Annotated in this window: 20 protein-coding genes; 11 read left to right on the plus strand and 9 right to left on the minus strand. The window is 71.2% G+C overall.

The window, feature by feature from the left end; translation table 11 throughout:
* Window positions 1–29: 29 nt before the first annotated feature.
* Window positions 30–563 carry a type III secretion system chaperone family protein gene (locus V5O40_RS10440; protein ID WP_332905256.1) on the plus strand — a complete coding sequence of 178 codons (534 nt, stop codon included), beginning with the start codon at window positions 30–32 and terminating at the stop codon, window positions 561–563.
* A 77-nt stretch (window positions 564–640) separates the two neighbouring features.
* Entirely contained in the window at window positions 641–1,594 is a 954-nt protein-coding gene (locus tag V5O40_RS10445) for a hypothetical protein (protein WP_332905257.1), read from the plus strand.
* A 367-nt stretch (window positions 1,595–1,961) separates the two neighbouring features.
* Here V5O40_RS10445 and V5O40_RS10450 read toward each other — a convergent pair whose 3' ends face one another.
* On the minus strand, window positions 1,962–3,275 hold the full coding sequence (locus V5O40_RS10450) for an MFS transporter (RefSeq protein ID WP_332905258.1): 1,314 nt from the start codon (window positions 3,273–3,275) through the stop codon (window positions 1,962–1,964).
* A gap of 52 nt (window positions 3,276–3,327) precedes the next feature.
* Window positions 3,328–4,635, minus strand: coding sequence for an MDR family MFS transporter (locus tag V5O40_RS10455; RefSeq protein ID WP_332905259.1), 1,308 nt, complete (start codon window positions 4,633–4,635; stop codon window positions 3,328–3,330).
* Window positions 4,636–4,786: 151 nt separating this feature from the next.
* On the opposite strand from V5O40_RS10455, the gene V5O40_RS10460 reads away from it, so the two are divergent.
* Window positions 4,787–5,554, plus strand: coding sequence for a phosphoglyceromutase (locus tag V5O40_RS10460; RefSeq protein ID WP_332905260.1), 768 nt, complete (start codon window positions 4,787–4,789; stop codon window positions 5,552–5,554).
* 71 nt (window positions 5,555–5,625) lie between these two features.
* Here V5O40_RS10460 and phoU read toward each other — a convergent pair whose 3' ends face one another.
* Complete coding sequence (gene phoU, locus V5O40_RS10465; RefSeq protein WP_332905306.1) at window positions 5,626–6,276, minus strand: phosphate signaling complex protein PhoU; 651 nt, start codon at window positions 6,274–6,276, stop codon at window positions 5,626–5,628.
* A gap of 201 nt (window positions 6,277–6,477) precedes the next feature.
* Between phoU and V5O40_RS10470 the strand changes: the two genes are divergently transcribed.
* Window positions 6,478–7,716 carry an ATP-binding protein gene (locus V5O40_RS10470; RefSeq protein ID WP_408631855.1) on the plus strand — a complete coding sequence of 413 codons (1,239 nt, stop codon included), beginning with the start codon at window positions 6,478–6,480 and terminating at the stop codon, window positions 7,714–7,716.
* 56 nt (window positions 7,717–7,772) lie between these two features.
* Complete coding sequence (locus tag V5O40_RS10475) at window positions 7,773–8,456, plus strand: response regulator transcription factor (RefSeq protein ID WP_093403456.1); 684 nt, start codon at window positions 7,773–7,775, stop codon at window positions 8,454–8,456.
* A 14-nt stretch (window positions 8,457–8,470) separates the two neighbouring features.
* Here the strand turns inward: V5O40_RS10475 and V5O40_RS10480 are convergent, their stop codons facing one another.
* From V5O40_RS10480 to V5O40_RS10490, 3 genes are read right to left on the minus strand one after another with little or no spacing between them, the layout of a single operon-like run.
* Complete coding sequence (locus tag V5O40_RS10480; protein WP_332905308.1) at window positions 8,471–8,854, minus strand: type II toxin-antitoxin system death-on-curing family toxin; 384 nt, start codon at window positions 8,852–8,854, stop codon at window positions 8,471–8,473.
* Window positions 8,854–9,054 (minus strand): hypothetical protein, encoded by a 201-nt coding sequence (locus V5O40_RS10485; RefSeq protein WP_269738403.1) that lies wholly within the window; start codon window positions 9,052–9,054, stop codon window positions 8,854–8,856. The genes V5O40_RS10480 and V5O40_RS10485 overlap by 1 nt, the downstream gene beginning before the upstream one ends.
* Window positions 9,055–9,099: 45 nt before the next feature.
* Window positions 9,100–9,909, minus strand: a complete 810-nt coding sequence (locus V5O40_RS10490; protein WP_332905261.1) for a hypothetical protein — start codon at window positions 9,907–9,909, stop codon at window positions 9,100–9,102.
* A 72-nt stretch (window positions 9,910–9,981) separates the two neighbouring features.
* On the opposite strand from V5O40_RS10490, the gene V5O40_RS10495 reads away from it, so the two are divergent.
* Window positions 9,982–10,926 carry a Ppx/GppA phosphatase family protein gene (locus V5O40_RS10495; protein WP_332905262.1) on the plus strand — a complete coding sequence of 315 codons (945 nt, stop codon included), beginning with the start codon at window positions 9,982–9,984 and terminating at the stop codon, window positions 10,924–10,926.
* Between the two features lie 75 nt (window positions 10,927–11,001).
* Window positions 11,002–11,808 (plus strand): sugar phosphate isomerase/epimerase family protein, encoded by an 807-nt coding sequence (locus V5O40_RS10500; RefSeq protein WP_332905263.1) that lies wholly within the window; start codon window positions 11,002–11,004, stop codon window positions 11,806–11,808.
* A gap of 31 nt (window positions 11,809–11,839) precedes the next feature.
* On the opposite strand, the gene V5O40_RS10505 is transcribed toward V5O40_RS10500, so the two are convergent.
* From V5O40_RS10505 to V5O40_RS10515, 3 genes are read right to left on the minus strand one after another with little or no spacing between them, the layout of a single operon-like run.
* A complete protein-coding gene (locus V5O40_RS10505) occupies window positions 11,840–12,397 on the minus strand; it encodes a CGNR zinc finger domain-containing protein (RefSeq protein ID WP_269738399.1) in 558 nt (185 codons plus the stop codon).
* 18 nt (window positions 12,398–12,415) lie between these two features.
* The gene (locus V5O40_RS10510) at window positions 12,416–13,582 is read right to left on the minus strand and encodes a glutathionylspermidine synthase family protein (RefSeq protein ID WP_332905264.1); all 1,167 of its coding nucleotides are present in this window, start codon (window positions 13,580–13,582) and stop codon (window positions 12,416–12,418) included.
* Between the two features lie 2 nt (window positions 13,583–13,584).
* Window positions 13,585–13,827 (minus strand): hypothetical protein, encoded by a 243-nt coding sequence (locus tag V5O40_RS10515; RefSeq protein WP_332905265.1) that lies wholly within the window; start codon window positions 13,825–13,827, stop codon window positions 13,585–13,587.
* Window positions 13,828–13,962: 135 nt separating this feature from the next.
* Between V5O40_RS10515 and V5O40_RS10520 the strand changes: the two genes are divergently transcribed.
* From V5O40_RS10520 to V5O40_RS10535, 4 genes are all read left to right on the plus strand, one after another.
* Window positions 13,963–14,883 (plus strand): proline dehydrogenase family protein, encoded by a 921-nt coding sequence (locus tag V5O40_RS10520; protein ID WP_332905266.1) that lies wholly within the window; start codon window positions 13,963–13,965, stop codon window positions 14,881–14,883.
* A 90-nt stretch (window positions 14,884–14,973) separates the two neighbouring features.
* The gene (locus V5O40_RS10525) at window positions 14,974–15,774 is read left to right on the plus strand and encodes an alpha/beta fold hydrolase (protein ID WP_332905267.1); all 801 of its coding nucleotides are present in this window, start codon (window positions 14,974–14,976) and stop codon (window positions 15,772–15,774) included.
* On the plus strand, window positions 15,767–16,354 hold the full coding sequence (locus tag V5O40_RS10530; RefSeq protein WP_332905268.1) for a TetR/AcrR family transcriptional regulator: 588 nt from the start codon (window positions 15,767–15,769) through the stop codon (window positions 16,352–16,354). The genes V5O40_RS10525 and V5O40_RS10530 overlap by 8 nt, the downstream gene beginning before the upstream one ends.
* A 241-nt stretch (window positions 16,355–16,595) precedes the next feature.
* The gene (locus V5O40_RS10535; RefSeq protein ID WP_332905269.1) at window positions 16,596–17,837 is read left to right on the plus strand and encodes a gluzincin family metallopeptidase; all 1,242 of its coding nucleotides are present in this window, start codon (window positions 16,596–16,598) and stop codon (window positions 17,835–17,837) included.
* Window positions 17,838–17,867 lie beyond the last annotated feature (30 nt).

The following is a 17,867-nucleotide window of genomic DNA, read 5'->3' on the forward strand; positions in this document are numbered from 1 at the left end:
GCGGCGCTGGTCGCCGTAGAGTTGGCCGGATGAGCGACCTCGGTGCACTTGTCGAGTCCGTCTGCGCGGAGCGGGAACTCGCCTGCGAGTCCACCGGCCCCGGCTCGTACGCGGTGACCCTGCCCGGTACGCACAAGCTCAAGACGATCTGCAACCTGATCGTCGGCGAGCACGCGCTGCGGATCGAGGCGTTCGTGATGCGCCAACCGGACGAGCGGCGCGAGGAGCTGTGGGCCTGGTTGTTGCAGCGCAACGCCAAGATGTACGCGGTGTCGTTCTCCATCGACGCGGTCGGCGACGTCTACCTCACCGGTCGGGTGAATCCGGACGGCGTCGACGCCGACGAGCTGGACCGGCTGCTCGGCGCGGTACTGACCTACGCCGACGAGTCCTTCGACACGATGCTGGAGATCGGGTTCGGCAGCTCGATCCGCCGCGAGTGGGAGTGGCGGGTGAAGCGGGGTGAGTCGACCGCCAACCTGGCCGCCTTCGCGCACCTGTTCGAGCCCTCGGCGGCGGCCCGGTCGACTCCGCCGACCGCCGGAGGTTCGGACCGCTCCTGAGGGGTAAGCCGCAGCGCGCGGTGCGGCGTTGGGACCCGCCGCGCCGAGACGGCGAGTGGCGAGGAGCGTGAGCGTCCATGGCTCAGCGAAGCAGCTCGGGTCGCGGCGGGACCGCGACCAGGACCAAGCGGCAGGGTGGCAACCAGACCCCGAACACGCCGAGGATCTCCGAGGCGGAGATCTCCCGGATGCGGGTGGACGACATTCGGGGACAGCTGCGGCGGCACGGGGTCTCCGGCATCTCCGCCCTGCGGAAGCCGGAACTGGTGAAGACCCTGACGAAGACGTTGCGGTCCAGTGGCGCCGGGCGACGCAGCAGTGGTCCGGCCGGCCGCGCCGGTGCCACGAAGGCCTCCGGTGCGAAGCAGGCGGCGTCCGGCCGTACCGCGCCGGGGCGGGCCAAGGCGGCCCCGACGAAACGGGCCGCTCCGGCGCGTAAGGCGACCGGCGCGGCGGGCAGGCCGGCCGCCGGCAGCGCCCGCAAGACGACAAGCGCGGCGCCCAGGTCCACGGCCGGCACGGCGCGGAAGAGCACGGCGGGCGCGCGGAAGTCGACCCCGCGCGGGTCGGCGCCGAGCGGCACGACGGCTGGGGCCACCCGCGCCCGCAAGGCGGCACCGACCCGCCGTCCGGCCGAGGCCCGGCCGGCCCGTGGTGGCGCGGTGCGTACCGGACGCTCGACATCCCGTTCGGTCCGGTCGTCGCAGGTGATCTCCTCCCTCCAGGACCGGCCGGAACGTCCCGGCCGCAGCCTGGTCACCACCAACCACGACGTCATCCGACGCTGGGCCCGGGAGCGGGGAGCCAAACCGGCGACGATCAGCGGTACCGAGCGCGAGGGCCGGGCCGGGGTGCTGACGTTCAACATTCCGGGTTACCGGGAGAGCAGCCGGATCCGCGAGATCACCTGGGACGAGTGGTTCCACACCTTCGACCTGCGTCGGCTGAATCTGATCTATCAGGAGCAGATGCGGGACGGCCGGCCGAGCAACTTTTTCCGGACCGAGTCACCCGATCGGGAGGACGGGTGAGTGGTTTGCGGGAATAGTGCTCGGGTACCCGCAGTTGGCCTTGACCGAGGGCCTAAGCGCCGTCTCGAAAGGATTCGCGCTGTGACGGGCGAGACAGTCGCTCAGGTTGAATCGCGAGGTCGGGCCACACTAACTTTATTGCACCGTGCCACGCTCGGAACCGTTCGGGGGAGCGGCGGATCGATCAGATCTGGACAACCGGGCGAGGCGCGGGGGACGGGTGGACCGACACCGTTGGGGGACGGTGGCCCACCTGTTTGACCGGCGGCGCGAGCGGGCGTCGCTTACGGGGGTGAGTGTCGCCCGCCGCCGCCGGTCGTACGAGTGACATGCCCGGCACGGCTCCGTGCCGGGCATGACGCGTTTTTCACACCTGCCCGGCCAGCGACGCCCCGGCCGGTTCCCCCTGGTGCCGCAGATCGGCCACGCGCCGTTCCCGCGACGGCCCGGCGAGCAGGTGGACACCGGCGGCCAGCAGACCCAACGCGCCGACCAGCAACCAGTGCCCGTCGCCCCACCGTTGCAGGCTGAAGCCGCCGAGCGTCGGCGCGAGGAACGACGCCGCCGGGAAGGCCAGGTAGAACACCGACTGGTAGCGGGCCCGCAGCGCCGGTGGTGCCAGGTCCGCGTTGATCTGTGCGTTGGGCGGCGCGGCCAGCATCGAGCCGACCGTCCAGACCACGCAGGCGCCCAGGTAGAACGCGAGGTGGTCGGCGATGGCGAGCGCGCCGAAGCCGACGGCGAGCAACGCCGTCGACAGGGCCAGCACGTGGGCCTTCCGGTGGCGGTCGATGAGCCGGGGCACGAACAGTTGCCCGAGCACGATCAGGACGCCGCCGAGAGCCACCACCGCCCCGTACGACGACGGGCCCAACCCGTCGGCACGCATGGCCAGCGGCATGATCGTCGATGCCTGCATGGTCAGTACGGCCAGCACGAAGGTCAGTCCGACGAAGATCAGGAAGTGCCGGTCGGTCAACGCGGTGTGCAGGCCGGGGCGACGCGGACCTCGGGTGCCGGTGACCGGATCCGCCGGCGGTTGCCGACGGGCCAGGGTCTCCGGGACCTTCCAGGCGATGAGCGCGGCGGTGGCCACCGTGGCGACGGCGTCGACCAGGAAGAGGGCCACGTAGCTGGCCTCCGCGAGCAGACCGGCCAGCAACGAGGCGACGGCCATGCCGAGGTTGAACGCCCAGAACTGCAGGTTGAAGGCGCGGGACCGGCGCTGCTCGGGCACCACGTCGACGATCGCGGCGACGAAGGCCGGGCTCGGCATGGAGTGCGTCACCCCGACCAGCAGGGCGAGCGCCGCGATCACCCCGAGATGCTGGCTGAGGGCCAGGGCGACCATCAGGGCGGCGGTGACCACGTGCGACGCCACCAGGGTCGAGCGCCGGCCCCACCGGTCGGCCAGAACCCCGCCGAGCAGCACCCCGGCCGCACCACCCGCGCCGTACGCGCCGACCACCACGCCGGCCAGCGACTCGCTGGCGCCCCGAGCGGCGGTCAGGTAGAGCGACAGGAAGAGCATCGCGAACGCGCCAGCCCGGTTGATCAGCAGGCCGGCCCAGAGGTACCAGAAGGTGGCGGGCAACCCACCCGCGGTGTCGGTCAGCCAGCGACGAACCGCACCGACCGGCGGCGGGTCGTGCCGCGCGACCTCCCCAATCTGTTCGGACACCTAACAGATCTTGCCCGGATCGCCGGACCGGAGCGGCGCCGGGTGGCGCGGCTCACCCCCGCGAGGTGGCCACCGGCTCCGCGGCCTGCGGGGCGGCGGGCTGCGGTGCGGTCGACTGCACCGTCACCACGGGTGCCGAACCGGCGGTACGCAGGGCGACGGCACGCCGCTCCCGCGCCGGCCCGGACAGCAGGTGGCCCACCGCCATCACCAGACCGATCACGGCGCAGCCGGCCCAGAGAGTCGCGTTGCCGGCCTGCTCCCGGACCAGTCCGCCGAGGATCGGCGCCGCCGCTCCGGCCAGTTGCCAGGAGAGCGAGAAGACGCCCTGGTAGCGACCGCGTAGTGCGGCGGGGGAGAGTTCGGCGATGAGGGTGGCGTTGGACGGCGAGTTGAGCATTTCGCCGAGGGTCCAGATCAGCACCGTGAGGGCGTAGAACCAGGCGACCTCGGCGAACGCGGTCAGCCCGAAGCCCACGCCCATCACCACCGCGGCCAGGGCGAGCACGTGTGACCGGCTGCGTCCCTTGATCAGCCGAGGCACGAAGAGTTGACCGGCCACGATCAGCACGCCGTTGAGCGCGATCACCGACCCGTAGGTGGCCGGGCTCAGACCGGAGTCGGCCATCGCGATCGGCAGCATCGAGATGTGCTGGAGGAAGACCAACGCCCCGAGCAGGTTGAGCGCGACGAAGCCGAGGTACACCCGGTCGGAAAGGATGGTGCGCAGGGCTCCCGCCGGTGCGCCGCCGCGCGGCATGCCGACGGTGACCGTCCGGGTCTCGCTGACCTTCACGAAGATGATCAGTGCGGTGACCACGGTGGTGGCCGCGTTGACCACGAAGAGCAGCAGGTAGCCGGCCTGTGCGGCGAAGCCGGCGAGTACGGCGGCGCAGGCGAAGCCGAGGTTGATCGCCCAGTAGTTGAGCGAGAAGGCCCGCAGCCGGTCCCGCTCCGGCACCACGTCGATCATCATGGCACCGAACGCCGGGCGGGCCGCCTCGGCGAAGAGGCCGAGCAGCAGCGCGCCCGCCGCGACCGTCCACAGGTCCCGCGCGAAGCCCAGGGCGAGCATCATCGTCGCGGCGCCGAGATGGGCGGTGAGCAGGGTCGGCCGGCGACCCCACCGGTCGGTCAGGGTGCCGCCGGCGGTGGTGCCGACCGCGCCGCCGACGCCCCAGGCACCGAGCACCAGGCCGGCCTGCGAGGCGGAGAAGCCGCGTTCCTGGGTCAGGTAGATGGCGAGGAAGACCAGGACGAACGAGCCGAGTCGATTGATCAGCGTGCCCGTCCAGAGGTACCAGAAGGTCCTCGGTAACCCGCCCGTCGTGTCCCGGAACCAACCCCGTATCGCGCGCACGCCGGCGCCCCCGTTTCCGTAATGCCTGGTGCTCTAAAGGATCCTTACCAACCTAGTGCTGTGCCGGAATCAAGGTCACCCGCATTTCCACGTGGTGGTCGTCACCACCCTTCGCGCGCGTGCCACAGCGGGTTGCGGCAGGATGATCGGCATGACAGCTAGCGAGGGACCCACCGTCGGGACGCTGGTCCTGCTGCGCCACGGCGAGAGCGACTGGAACGCCAAGAACCTCTTCACCGGCTGGGTCGACGTCGACCTGACCGCGAAGGGGGAGGACGAGGCGCGTCGCGGCGGCGAGCTGCTGCGCGAGCACGGCCTGCTGCCGGACGTGGTGCACACCAGCGTGATGCGCCGCGCCATCCGGACCGCCGAGTTGGCGCTGAACGCCGCCGACCGGCACTGGATCGCGGTGCGCCGGTCGTGGCGGCTCAACGAGCGCCACTACGGCGCGCTGCAGGGCAAGAACAAGAAGCAGACCCTGGATGAGTACGGCGAGGAGCAGTTCATGCTCTGGCGCCGCTCGTACGACACCCCACCGCCGCCGATCGCGGACGACGACGAGTGGTCGCAGGTCGGCGACCCGCGGTACGCGTTGCTGCCGACCGAGCTGATGCCGCGCACCGAGTGCCTGAAGGACGTCGTCGAACGGATGCTGCCGTACTGGTACGACTCGGTGGTGCCGGACATCCTGGCCGGCCGTACGGTGCTGGTGGCCGCGCACGGCAACTCGCTGCGGGCGCTGGTCAAGCACCTGGACCAGATCAGTGACGAGGCGATCGCGAAGCTCAACATCCCCACCGGGATTCCGCTCCGCTACGACCTGGACCCGCTGCTGCGTCCCCAGACCCTGGGCGGGACCTACCTCGACCCGCAGGCCGCCAAGGAGGCTGCCGCCGCCGTGGCCAACCAGGGCCGCTGAGCCGGCCCGAGCCCCGATCGTCGGAAGGGCCCCCGCCACGTCAGTCGTCGGCAGGGGCCCTTCCGCGCACCTCAGGGGGAGGTGACGGGTTCGCCGGTGATCAGGTAGACCACGTGTTCGGCGCTGTTCACGGCGTGGTCGGCGAAGCGCTCGTAGAAGCGACCCAGCAGGGTGGCGTCGATGGCGGTCTCCACGCCGTACGGCCAGTCCGCGCCGAGCAGCACCCCGAACAACCCCTTGTGCAGCTCGTCCATGGCGTCGTCGTCGCTGTCCAGCTCGGCGGCGAGATCGGCGTCGGGGTGCGCCAGCACCGAGGCGATCTTCTCGGCCATCCGGTCGGCGATGCCGGCCATGTCGGTGAAGACCGGACGCAACTCGGCCGGCACGGCCGGGGACGGGTGCCGGCGCAACGCGGTCTTGGCGACGTGATCGGCCAGGTCGCCCATCCGTTCCAGGTCGGCGGCCACGTGCAGCGCGGTGATCATGGCGCGCAGGTCGGAGGCGACCGGTGCCTGGCGGGCCAGCAGGTCGCAGACCCGCTCCTCGACCTGGCGGTACAGCCCGTCGATCTCGGCGTCCCGCTCGATGACGGACTCGGCCGCTCGACGATCGGCGGTGAGCAGGGCCCGGGTCGCCTGTCGCAGCGCCGCCCGAACTCCCTCGGCCATCTCGACAAGCAGTTGGCTGACGGCCTGAAGTTCGGCCCGGAACTCGTCGCGCATTCTCACGTCCTGTCCGTCGGGGCCGGCGATCCCGCCGGCGGGTGTTTGCGCAGGTACGCCCGCCAAGCTATGACTCGCGGGCGGACCGGAGGTGAACGCTGATGAACTGCGCCGGACGCGCGGGTGAACTTTCCCGGAAGTGAGAGTGCTTCGTCCTGTTCTGGGCGATAGCCAGGTTAACAATGACCCTACGATCGCCGAGTGACGTGGGCGGTGACGGTGGGTGTGGCGACGGCCCTGGTGGTCGGGGTGGTCGCCGGCCTGTGGTTGTCCCGCATGATCCCGTTCGGCAAGGGGAGGCTCGCGATCGTCGACGAAGTGCAGGTCGGGCTCGGCCGCCGCGCGATCGATTCGCTGCGCGCGGGAGTCGTGGTGCTCGACGCGGACGATGTGCCCGTACTCGTCAATCCGGCCGCGCGGGCGATGGGGCTGCTGCGGACCGGTGGCCGACCAGGTTCGATCATGGCCCATCCGCTGATCCGTACCCTCGCGGGGCAGGTACGGCGCACCGGTGTGCGGCGCGAGATCGAGCTCGACCTGCCCCGGGGCCGCGACAACGCCGGAGAGAACCCGCTCGGCGTGCACCTGCGGGCGATGGGACTGGGCAACGGCTACATCGCGGTGGAAGCGGCCGATGTGACCGAGTCGCACCGGTTGGCCCGGGTGCGTCGCGACTTCGTGGCCAACGTTAGCCACGAACTGAAGACTCCGATCGGTGCGTTACAGTTGCTCGCCGAGGCGCTGCTGGACGCCACCGAGCCGGCCGGTGAGGGCCGGCCGGATCTCTCCGAGGACCTGGTCGCCGCCCGGCGGTTCGCCGAGCGCATCCAGCACGAGTCGACCCGGTTGGGACGGCTGGTGCAGGAGCTGCTGGAACTGACCCGGCTCCAGGGCGCCGAACCGCAGCCGGCCCCCGAGCCGGTCGCGGTGGACTGGGTGATCTCCGAGGTGATCGACCGCACCCGGACCGCCGCCGCGGCCCGCCGGATCGAGGTAACCGTCGAGGCGGAGCGGGGCCTGACCGTGTACGGCAGCGACAACCAGCTCGCCACGGCGGTGGCGAATCTGGTGGAGAACGCCCTGAACTACTCCGGCGAGGACACCACGGTTCGTATCGCCGCCCGGACCGCCGGGGAGCAGGTGGAGATCGCCGTCACCGACCAGGGCATCGGCATCGCCCCCACCGACGTCGACCGCATCTTCGAACGGTTCTACCGGGCCGATCAGGCGCGGTCGCGGGCGACCGGCGGCACCGGCCTCGGGTTGGCGATCGTCAAGCACATCGCGAGCAACCATGGCGGCCGGGTGGAGGTGGCGAGCACTCTTGGTGGTGGGTCGACGTTCACCCTCCGGCTGCCCGCCCGTCCGCCGGACGACCTGCTGGCGACACTGCCACCTGCTGGGATCGAGGCCGGTCCGGCCGAGGTCCGGCAGGTCTGAACCACACCTGGATCAGGCTGGGCGCCGCCCGGTCCGACCGATGAAAGGAAACGCCGTTGAGTCGCGTTCTGGTGGTCGAGGACGAGGAGTCGTTCTCGGACGCACTGTCGTACATGCTCCGCAAGGAGGGGTTCGAGGTCTCCGTGGCCGCCACGGGGACGTCGGCCCTCACCGAGTTCGACCGGACCGGCGCCGACATCGTCCTGCTCGACCTGATGCTGCCGGAGATGTCCGGTACCGAGGTCTGCCGGCAGCTGCGCCAGCGCTCGCACGTGCCGATCATCATGGTCACCGCCCGGGACAGTGAGATCGACAAGGTGGTCGGCCTGGAGATCGGTGCCGACGACTACGTGACCAAGCCGTACTCCCCCCGGGAGCTGGTCGCCCGGATCCGTGCGGTGCTGCGCCGGCAGAGCCCGGAGGCGCCCGAGTCGGGCGCGCCGACGCTGGCCGCCGGTCCGGTCCGGATGGACATCGAGCGGCACGTGGTGACCGTCGACGGGGGTGCGGTGCAGTTGCCGCTCAAGGAGTTCGAGCTGCTCGAACTGCTGCTGCGCAACGCGGGTCGGGTGCTCACCCGGGGCCAGTTGATCGACCGCGTCTGGGGTGCCGACTACGTCGGTGACACGAAGACGCTCGACGTGCACGTGAAGCGGCTGCGCTCGAAGATCGAACCCGAACCCTCCACCCCGCGCCACATCGTCACGGTGCGCGGTCTCGGCTACAAGTTCGAGCCCTGATCCGACAACGCGGCTCAGAAGAGCTTTCGCAGCGAGTTCGCGATCGGGTCGACCTCGGTCAGCCGGCTCTCCGCCACCGCGATGACCAGGTCGTACGCGACATCCTGGTCGACGTCATCAAGCTCGGCTACGGAGACGGCGCGATTCTGGAGCAGGAAAGCGACGGTCACGATCCAGCCGATGCGCTTGTTCCCGTCCACGAACGGATGATTGTTGAGCAACGAGTGCAGCAACGCCGCCGCCTTGGTCCACAGATCCGGGTAGGCGTCCTGACCAAAAACGCTGGTCCGGGGTCGGGCGACGGCTGATTCGATCAACCCTGCGTCCCGGACCGCGACGCCGATCTTGCGGGCGATGCGAACGACGTCTGTGAGCGTCGGGTAGTAGATCTCCGGCATCACTCGGCCAGGCGGGCGAGCAGCGTGGCATGGCGTTCGATGATCTCGTCGGCCAACTCGTCGAACTGCCGCGCGTTGCGCCGCATCAGGTAGTCGTCGATGGCGGTCACCACCACCGCGTGCATCGACCGCTCCTCCTCGTCAGCCACGAGGCGGAGTCGGCGTTCGCGATCGTCGTCGAGACGGAGCGTCATGGCCATGGGTGCATGGTAGCAACGGTGCTATCAAGATCACCTAGGTCTGCTTCAGAGTTGGTCCGCCGGGTGGGGGGCGACGAGGCCCTGCCGGGTCCGCGCCGCGCACAGTTCGGCCAGTTTCGCGTACGCGGCCTCGCCGACGAGCGCGGTCAGCTCCGGGGCGTACGACAGGTACATCGGGTCGGCGCCGACGTGCGCGTCGGTGGAGGAGGTGCACCACCAGTCGAGGTCGTGCCCGCCGGCACCCCAGCCGCGCCGGTCGAACTCGGCGAGCGTGGACACCAGCACCTTCGTGTTGTCCGGGCGCTTCACCCACTCCTGGTCCCGGCGGACCGGCAGCTGCCAGCACACATCCGGCTTGTACTCCAGCGGATGCGCCCCGTCCCGCAGCGCCTGGGCGTGCAGCGCGCAGCCGCCCCCGCCCGGGAAGTCCGCGTCGTTGAGGAAGACGCAGGGCCCGTCGGCGTCCCGGGTAGCGGTACGCCGGGCCGGTGTCTTGCCGTCGACGGTGTCGTTCGCGGTCCAGTTCTTGAATCCCCGCCGATAGTGCTGCCAGGTCTGCGGGGTGAGCCGCTTCACCGCGGCGCGTACCCGCGACTCGTCGTCCGAGTCGGTGAAGAACGCACCGTGCGAACAGCAGCCGTCGGCCGCCCGGCCGGCGATGATGCCGTGGCAGCCCTTGCCGAAGATGCAGGTCCACCGGGACAGCAACCAGGTGAGGTCGGCCCGGATCAGGTGCCGTTCGTCCGCCGGGTCGACGAACTCGATCCACTCCCGGGGGAAGTCCAGCGGCACCTCCCGGCTGCGCGGGTCGGCCGGGTCGTCCACCAGCACACGGAGTTCGATCTGCCCTGTCACCCGGCCAGCGTACGCGTGGTGCGGCGGGCAGGTCGCCGAGTGGCGCGAACCGGTTGGGCCTAGGGTTTCCCCATGCGACTGGGTGTCCTCGACGTCGGTTCCAACACGGTGCACCTGCTGGTGGTCGACGCCCACCGGGGCGCGCACCCCTGGCCGGCGCACTCGGAGAAGACGGTGCTGCGTCTCGCCGAGCAGATCGGACCGGACGGCGCGCTTCGCGAGGCCGGGGCCGACGCCCTGGTCACGGCGGTGGAGGCGGCGCGCACGTCGGCCGCCGATCTGGAGGTGGACGACCTGATCGCCTTCGCCACCTCCGCGGTGCGCGACGCCACGAACGCGGCGGAGGTGCTGACCCGGGTGCGGGACTCCACCGGGGTACGGCTGGAGGTGCTCTCCGGTGCCGACGAGGCGCGGATGACCTTCCTCGCGGTCCGGCGGTGGTTCGGCTGGTCCGCCGGGCGGCTGCTGGTGCTGGACATCGGTGGCGGCTCGCTGGAGGTCGCGGCCGGTATCGACGAGGATCCGGACGTCGCGGTGTCGCTGCCGCTGGGTGCCGGTCGGCTGACCCGGGACCGGCTCGACGTGGATCCGGACAGCACCGCCCCGCCCGCGCCGGAGACGGTGGAGCAGTTGCGGGAGTACGTCGACGCCCTCCTCGATCCGGTGGCCGAGCGGATGACCGAGGTGGGGTGGGAACGGTCGGTGGCGACCTCCAAGACGTTCCGTACGCTGGCCCGACTCGCCGGTGCGGCACCCAGCGGCGCCGGGCTCTGGGCCCGACGGCGGCTCACCCGGTCCGGGCTGCGACAGGTGCTCGGCTTCATCCGGCACATCCCGCCCGCGCAGCTTGTCGAACTGGAGGGGGTCAGCGCGGGGCGCGCCCACCAACTGCTCGCCGGTGCCGTCGTCGCCGAGTCGGTGATGCGTCGACTCGGGATCGACGCGCTGGACGTCTGTCCGTGGGCGTTGCGGGAGGGCGTGATCCTCAGCCGACTGGATCGACTGACTCCGGTGTGATGCTGATCGTCCCGGCTGTCTGTTTTGTCGGTTCTCGTCATGAGGCCCGACCGCATCCCGGCTACCCTCGATGGCGTGACTTCCCGCGTCCCGGTGCTCCTGTCCAGTTCCTCGGTCTTCCCTGAGCGGACCGCGGCGGCGTTTCAGCTGGCCGCCACGCACGGTTACGACGGCCTCGAGGTGATGGTGTGGACCGACGCGGTCAGCCAGGACGCGGGCGCGCTACGCGGGCTGTCCGATCACTACGGAGTGCCGGTGCTCTCCGTGCACGCACCGTGTCTGTTGGTCACGCAGCGGGTGTGGAGCCCCGACCCGTGGGAGCGGCTGCGCCGGGCGGCGGTGCTGGCCGAGACGTTGGAGGCGCCGACCGTCGTGGTGCACCCGCCGTTCACCTGGCAACGGGAGTACGCACGCGGCTTCGCCGAGGGGCTCGACCGGGTGGCCGGCGAGTTCGGCGGCCTCCGGTTCGCGGTGGAGAACATGTATCCGGTACGGATGGCCGGGCGCCAGTTCGTCCCGTACGTGCCTGGTTGGGATCCCACCGAAGCCGGTTACGCCTCGTACACCCTGGATCTGTCGCACTGTGCGGCCTCGCACAGCGACGCGTTGGCGATGGCCGACCGGATGGGCGACGGTCTGGCCCACGTGCACCTCGGCGACGGCACCGGCGAGGGACGCGACGAGCACCTGGTGCCGGGGCGCGGCAACCAGCCCTGCGCCGAGCTGCTGCGCTCGCTGGCCGGGCGGGGCTTCACCGGCTCGGTGGCGGTGGAGGTGACCACCCGGGGCGCGAAGAGCCGGCAGGTCCGTGAGGCGGACCTGCGCGAGGCGCTGGCCTTCGCCCGCCAGCACCTCGGCACGCCGTCACCGGTCGACGCCTGAGGCTCCGGCCGGGACGGCCCGTGCACGCGGGTCAGGAGACCGGCGCCAGCGGGTCCGGCTGGCTGGGCACGGCGGCCCGCTTGCGGGCCCGGTGCGCGGCCACGTGCGAGCGGGTGGCACAGCGCTCCGAGCAGAACCGCCGGCAGCAGTTCGACGAGGTGTCCAGGTAGACGTTGCCGCAGCGGTCGTCGGCGCAGACGCCGAATCGGGCGCTGCCGTACTCGCACAGCCACACCGACAGGCCCCACACCGCGCCGGCCAGATATTCCGAGCTGACCGAGGCGCCCCGGCTGGTCACGTGCATGTGCCAGTCGCTGGAGTCGTGCCCCGAGATGCGCGGCTGCACCGGGAACGCCTCCAGCAGGGAGTTCAGCTCGTTCACCGCCTCGGCGTCGCGCCCCGAGGTGCCGTATTCGAAGACGTCACGCAGCCGCTTCTGCGCGCGCCGGAAGGTCGGCAGGTCCCGTTCCGCGACCTCGTCGCGCATCCACTTCTGGTCGTCGCAGAAGATGGCGCGAAGATCGTCGAGATCGTCCAGGCGCGCGTTGACGAGGTCAACCCCGGTCCGGGCGTACGCGTCGAAGTTCACGCCCCAACGGTAGACGACTCACTGCGGGCGTGGCGCGTCGATGTAGTGCGGCAGGAACCGCGCGTAGCCGTCGGTGATCAGGCTCGCGCTCTCCCGCAGCCCGGCGCCCGCCGACTCTCCGTCGACTGTCCAACTGCCCAGCACCAGGTGGCTTCCGGCGAACTCGGGCAGCGCCCGGAACTCCTGGTAGCAGTAGCCCTCGTCGCCGTAGTCGCCCGGGTTGCCGATCTCGCCACCGGGGGTGACGATCCGCACCGCGGCGCCCTCCCGGCCGAGCAGCGGCTTGGCGACGTACTCGGACATGCCGCGCGGCGAGTCGAGGTACGCCGGAAGCAGCAACTCGTGCCCCGGGTACAACTCCCACAGGACGGCCAGCAGCGCCTTGTTGGACAACAGCAGCTTCCAGGCCGGCTCGATCCAGGTGGTCGGGGTGCCCGGCCGCAGCGCCAGCGGGCCGTACGGCTCGGCGAGCATCCACTCCCAGGGGTAGAGCTTGAAACAGGTGGTGACCGGGCGGTCGTCGGTGTCGATGAAACGCCGGCCGTCCCAGCCGAGATCCTGGATCGGCAGCAGTTCGACGTCCAGCCCCGCCTGGCGGGCGGTCTCGGCCAGGTAGCCGGCGGTCATGTGGTCTTCGCCGGTCTCCTCCTCGTTCGACCAGACCACGTGCACCCGCCGGTCGTACAGCTCGGCGCCGATCTTCGCCCAGCTGCCGACGAGCCGCTCGTGCAGGCTGTTCCACTGGTCCAGGTCCGGCCGGGTGTGTTCCAGCCAGTACCACTGGATGATGCTCGCCTCGACCAGGGCGGTCGGGGTGTCGGCGTTGTACTCCAGCAGTTTCGGCGGCCAACTGCCGTCGTACCAGAGGTCGAAGCGGCCGTAGAGGGTCGGCGGCGTCTCCCGCAGCGAGCGGGCGACCGCCTCGGCCGCCCACGCCGGGATGCCGAAATCGGCGTACCGGTTGCGCGCCACCACGTGTTCGGCGGCGGCCACCGACATCCGGTGCAGCTCCTCGGTGGCCTCCTCCAGCCGCAGCACCTCGTCCAGCTCGAAGGCGTACGTGGCGGTCTCGTCCCAGTACGACATCACCCCGCCGTCGGGCAGTTCCGTGTCGACATAGACCAGGCCCTGCTCGCGGATGGTGGTGTCCCAGTCGGGGCGGGGAGCGGTCGTCTCGCGACGCACGCTCAGCCGCCGCAGGAGGCGAGGTGGGTGCCGAAGCCGCCGCGCTCGGGCACGGCCGCGCCGACCGGCTCGGGCGCGGCACGGCCGGCGTCGGTCTCGGCGGCGGGGGCCGGCACCCGCAGGGCCAGGGCCACCGTCTCCCCGCCGCCGGCCGGGCCGAGGGCGCAGTCGTCATCGTCGTCGTCGGAGGTCATGTTGCAGCCGGAGAGGGCGAGCGCCAGCGCGGTGATGGCGCCAAGCTGCACGGAGGCCGATCGGAGTCGGCGGCGAGGGCGTTGTTCCACGACATGGTTGTAACCGATGAACGCCATCCCGTCCGCCCCGGGCCGGGGGCGACGGGGGAAGGTACCTGGCGGTCGGGTGGGCGTTACGCTCGGCTCATGCTCCGTTCCGTCATCCTCGCCGCCTCCCGGTCATCCCGGGTCGAGCGGCTCGTCGCGACGGCCCCGTTCTCCCGGGACGTCGTCCGCCGGTTCGTCGCCGGCGCCAAGACCGACGACGCGTTGCGCGCGACCCGCGAACTCGTCGACGACGGTCTGGCGGTCACCCTCGACAATCTCGGCGAGGACACCGTCACCGGTGAACAGGCCAACGCCACCCGGGACGAGTACCTCACGTTGCTGCGGATGCTCGGCGAGGCGAAGCTGACGCCCGCCGCCGAGGTCAGTGTGAAGCTCTCCGCGCTCGGCCAGGCGTTCGACGAGCAGCTCGCGTACGACAACGCCCGGGCGATCTGCGCCGCCGCCGAGGCGGCGGGCACCACGGTCACCCTGGACATGGAGGACCACACCACCACCGACTCGACCCTGGACATCCTGACCAAGCTCCGCAAGGACCACCCGTCGACCGGCGCGGTGCTGCAGGCCTACCTGCGGCGCACCGAGTCAGACTGTCGCGACCTGGCGTCGGCCGGGTCGCGGGTGCGGCTGTGCAAGGGCGCGTACCGGGAGCCGGAGTCGGTGGCGTACCAGTCGGCCCGCGAGGTCGACAAGTCCTACGTCCGGTGCCTCAACATCCTGATGTCCGGCGACGGTTATCCGATGCTGGCCACCCACGACCCACGCCTGATCGCGATCGGTGAGGACCGGGCACGCTGGTTCGACCGTGACCCCGACCGCTTCGAGTTCCAGATGCTGTACGGCATCCGGCCGGAGGAGCAGGCCCGCCTGGTCGGTGAGGGTTACACGGTGCGCACCTACGTGCCCTACGGCGACGACTGGTACGGCTACCTGATGCGCCGGCTCGCCGAGCGTCCCGCCAACCTGGCCTTCTTCGCCCGCGCGCTCACCTCGAAGAAGTAGCTCCCCACGTGGCCGTACCGCCGATCGACCTGGTCGGCGGTATCCGGCACCGCCTTGACCGATTTGGCTAATGACATTAGCTTGAGAGCTATGAAGACTAGCTTGGTGGAGCGTGCCGGTGGTCGGATCGCCTACGAGGTGCACGGGCAGGGGCCGCTGGTGGTCCTCTCGCACGGCATGGGAGAGAACCGCCGCTCCTACCGGCATCTGATCCCGCTGCTGGTGGCAGCGGGCTACCGGGTCGCCTCGGTCGACGTACGCGGGCACGGGGACTCCAGCGCCGACTGGCCGTCGTACGCCCCGGTGGAGGTGGGCGGCGACCTGCTCGCGGTGGTGCGCGACCTCGGCGGCGGTCCGGCCGTCCTGGTGGGCAGCTCGTCGAGCGCCGCCGCCGTGGTCGTCGCCGCCGCCGACGCGCCCGGCCTGGTCAACGGGATCGTGCTGGTCGGCGCGTTCGTCGGCCAGCCGAGGCTCAGCCCCTTCCTGCGGCTGGCGCAGGGCGTGGTGCTGCGTAGTCCACGACTGTTCGGCCTGTTCCACCGCACGCTCTTTCCCGTGCACCGTCCGACCGACGACGCGCAGTACCGCCGGGAGCTGGTGGCGGCGCTGCGTCGCCCCGGCCGGATGGCGCCGGTGCGCGGAGTGATCTATCCGGTGCGGCCGCACTGGACCACCCGCGCCCCGCAGGTGCGCCAGCCGGTGCTGGTGCTGATGGGCACGAAGGACCCCGACTTCCCCGACCCGGGCGCCGAGGCGCGGGCCGCCCGACGGCTGTTCCCGGTCGCCGAGGCGCGGATGATCACCGACGCCGGGCACTATCCGCACGCCGACCGTCCGGAGGCGATGGCGGCGGAACTGGTCGGCTTCCTGGCGGCGGCGAAGCGTGCCTAGGGCCGGGCTCAACGCGCAGGTGGTGGTGCGCGAGGCGGCCCGGCTCGTCGACGAGGTCGGGTACCACCGGCTCACCCTCGCCGCGTTGGCGAACCGGCTCGGCGTGGCGCTGCCGAGCCTCTACAAGCACATCAAGGGCTTGGAGGCGCTCGCGCAGCAACTGTCCGCGCTGGCCACCGCCGAGATTGCCGACGAGATGACCACGGCCGCCGCCGGCCGTAGCGGTGCGGACGCGCTGCGAGCCGTCGCCGCCGCCTACCGCTCGTACGCCCGTCGACACCCCGGCCGCTATCCGGCCACCCAGCGGGTACCGGATCCGGCCGACCCGGCGCACCTGGCCGCCGGGGAGCGGGCGGTCGGTGTGGTCTACGCCATCCTGCGGGGCTACGGCATCCACGGCGCCGCCGCAGTGGACGGAGTCCGGATGTTCCGCGCGGCCGTGCACGGCTTCGTCGCACTGGAGGCGTCCGGTGGCTTCGGGTTGCCCCGGGAACTCGACCGTTCCTTCGACCAGATGATCGCCGCCTTGGGCGTGGCGTTCTCGTCCTGGCCCGGATCGGGGACGCCCGGCCCTGCCTGAACGTACCGACCGGGACAGCGTCGGTCGATCGCCCTTCCGTCGGCGCCACCGCAGGCCGTACCCTTCGCCGGTGGATCACGGGGGCCATGTGGGCAGCGATGGGCCGGCGCCGACCGGTGCGACACCGGATGGGGTGACGGCGGAGCCGGCATCTGTACCGGCGGTGGAGGAGCCGCCAGCCGGTCCGGGGATCGAAGGCCGGCGGCGTCGACGTTGGCCACTGTGGACCGCGTTAGTCGCGGTGCTGCTGACCCTGAGTGTCGGCGCTCCGGTGGTGCTGCTGGCCGGCGGAGCGTCCGATGTCGAGGTCGGTGAGCCGGCGACCGCCGCCTCGCCGACGGAGAACCCGACCACGGCCGCCGCCCGACAGGTCGCCGAACGGATCACCGCGCAACTCGACAAGCAGGCCGCCGCCCTGCTCGGTGGTGACCGGTCAGCTTTCGCCGCGATCGCGGCCAGTGGGGTACGCCCCGAGCTGCGTCGACGGTTCGACGCGCTCAAGGCCCTGCGGGTCATGCACTGGCAGGGGCGGCCGAGTGGCCTGCCCACCTCCGCGGGCCGGGCGGGGGAATGGCGGGTGTCGATCGAGTTCCAGTACTGCTTCGTCGTACGGAACTGTCAACCGAGCCCGGTGGTGGTCGAGACCCGGTGGCGCGACGGTGCGGAACCCCGGCTGCTCAGCCTGCTCAAGTCGAAGTCCTCGGCAACTGTCAACGGCCGCTACAACGGCCAGCCCGGTGTCCTGCCCTGGGAGGTCAGCAAGCTGGCCGTCCTGGTCGGGAAGCGGGTGATGGTGGCCAGCACCCCGGCCCACCGCGACCGGTTGCCGGGCCTGCTGAAGCGGGCCGAGGCGGCGGCGAAGGTGGCGGACGGCTACGTGGTGACCGGAGCGCCGCCCGACCTGTACCGCGTCTTCTACGCCGGGCCGAAGGAGTGGGAACGGTGGTACGGCGGTGACCAGCCGGAATGGGGCGCGGGGTACGCGGTGAACGTCGGCGGCGGTCACCACGAGGTGGTGCTGGCACCCGAGACGCTCGACTACGGCCCCGGGCTGGACGAGCTGCTCCGGCACGAGCTGGCCCACACCGCCTCGCTGCCCGACAAGGACTACTGGGACAACTCGGCCTGGTGGCTGATCGAGGGGTTGGCCGAGCACGCCGGTGCCGACGGCCGGTCGGTCGCGCGGTACGAGGGGCTGGTGCCCACCCGGCGGCTGGTGCGGGGCGACTGGGACGGCAAGCTGGACAAGCTCATACCCGCCGACGACGCACCCCACGAGGAGGTGACGGGCAACTACGGGATCGCGTACCTCGCCTTCCGGCATCTGGTCGACCGCTTCGGCGAGGAGCGGGCCTTCGCCTTCTTCAAGGCGGTGGTGTACGACCTGCGGCTACCGGCGCAGACCACCGAGGAGATCTTCGGTCAGTCCTGGGCGAGCCTGCGCAAGGAGTGTGTCGCGTACGTCCGGAAGGCCGTGCGCTGACCTGGGGCGGCCCTGGCAGGGCGGACATCG

The sequence above is a fragment of the Micromonospora palythoicola genome, assembly GCF_036689795.1.
Taxonomy (GTDB): domain Bacteria; phylum Actinomycetota; class Actinomycetes; order Mycobacteriales; family Micromonosporaceae; genus Micromonospora; species Micromonospora palythoicola.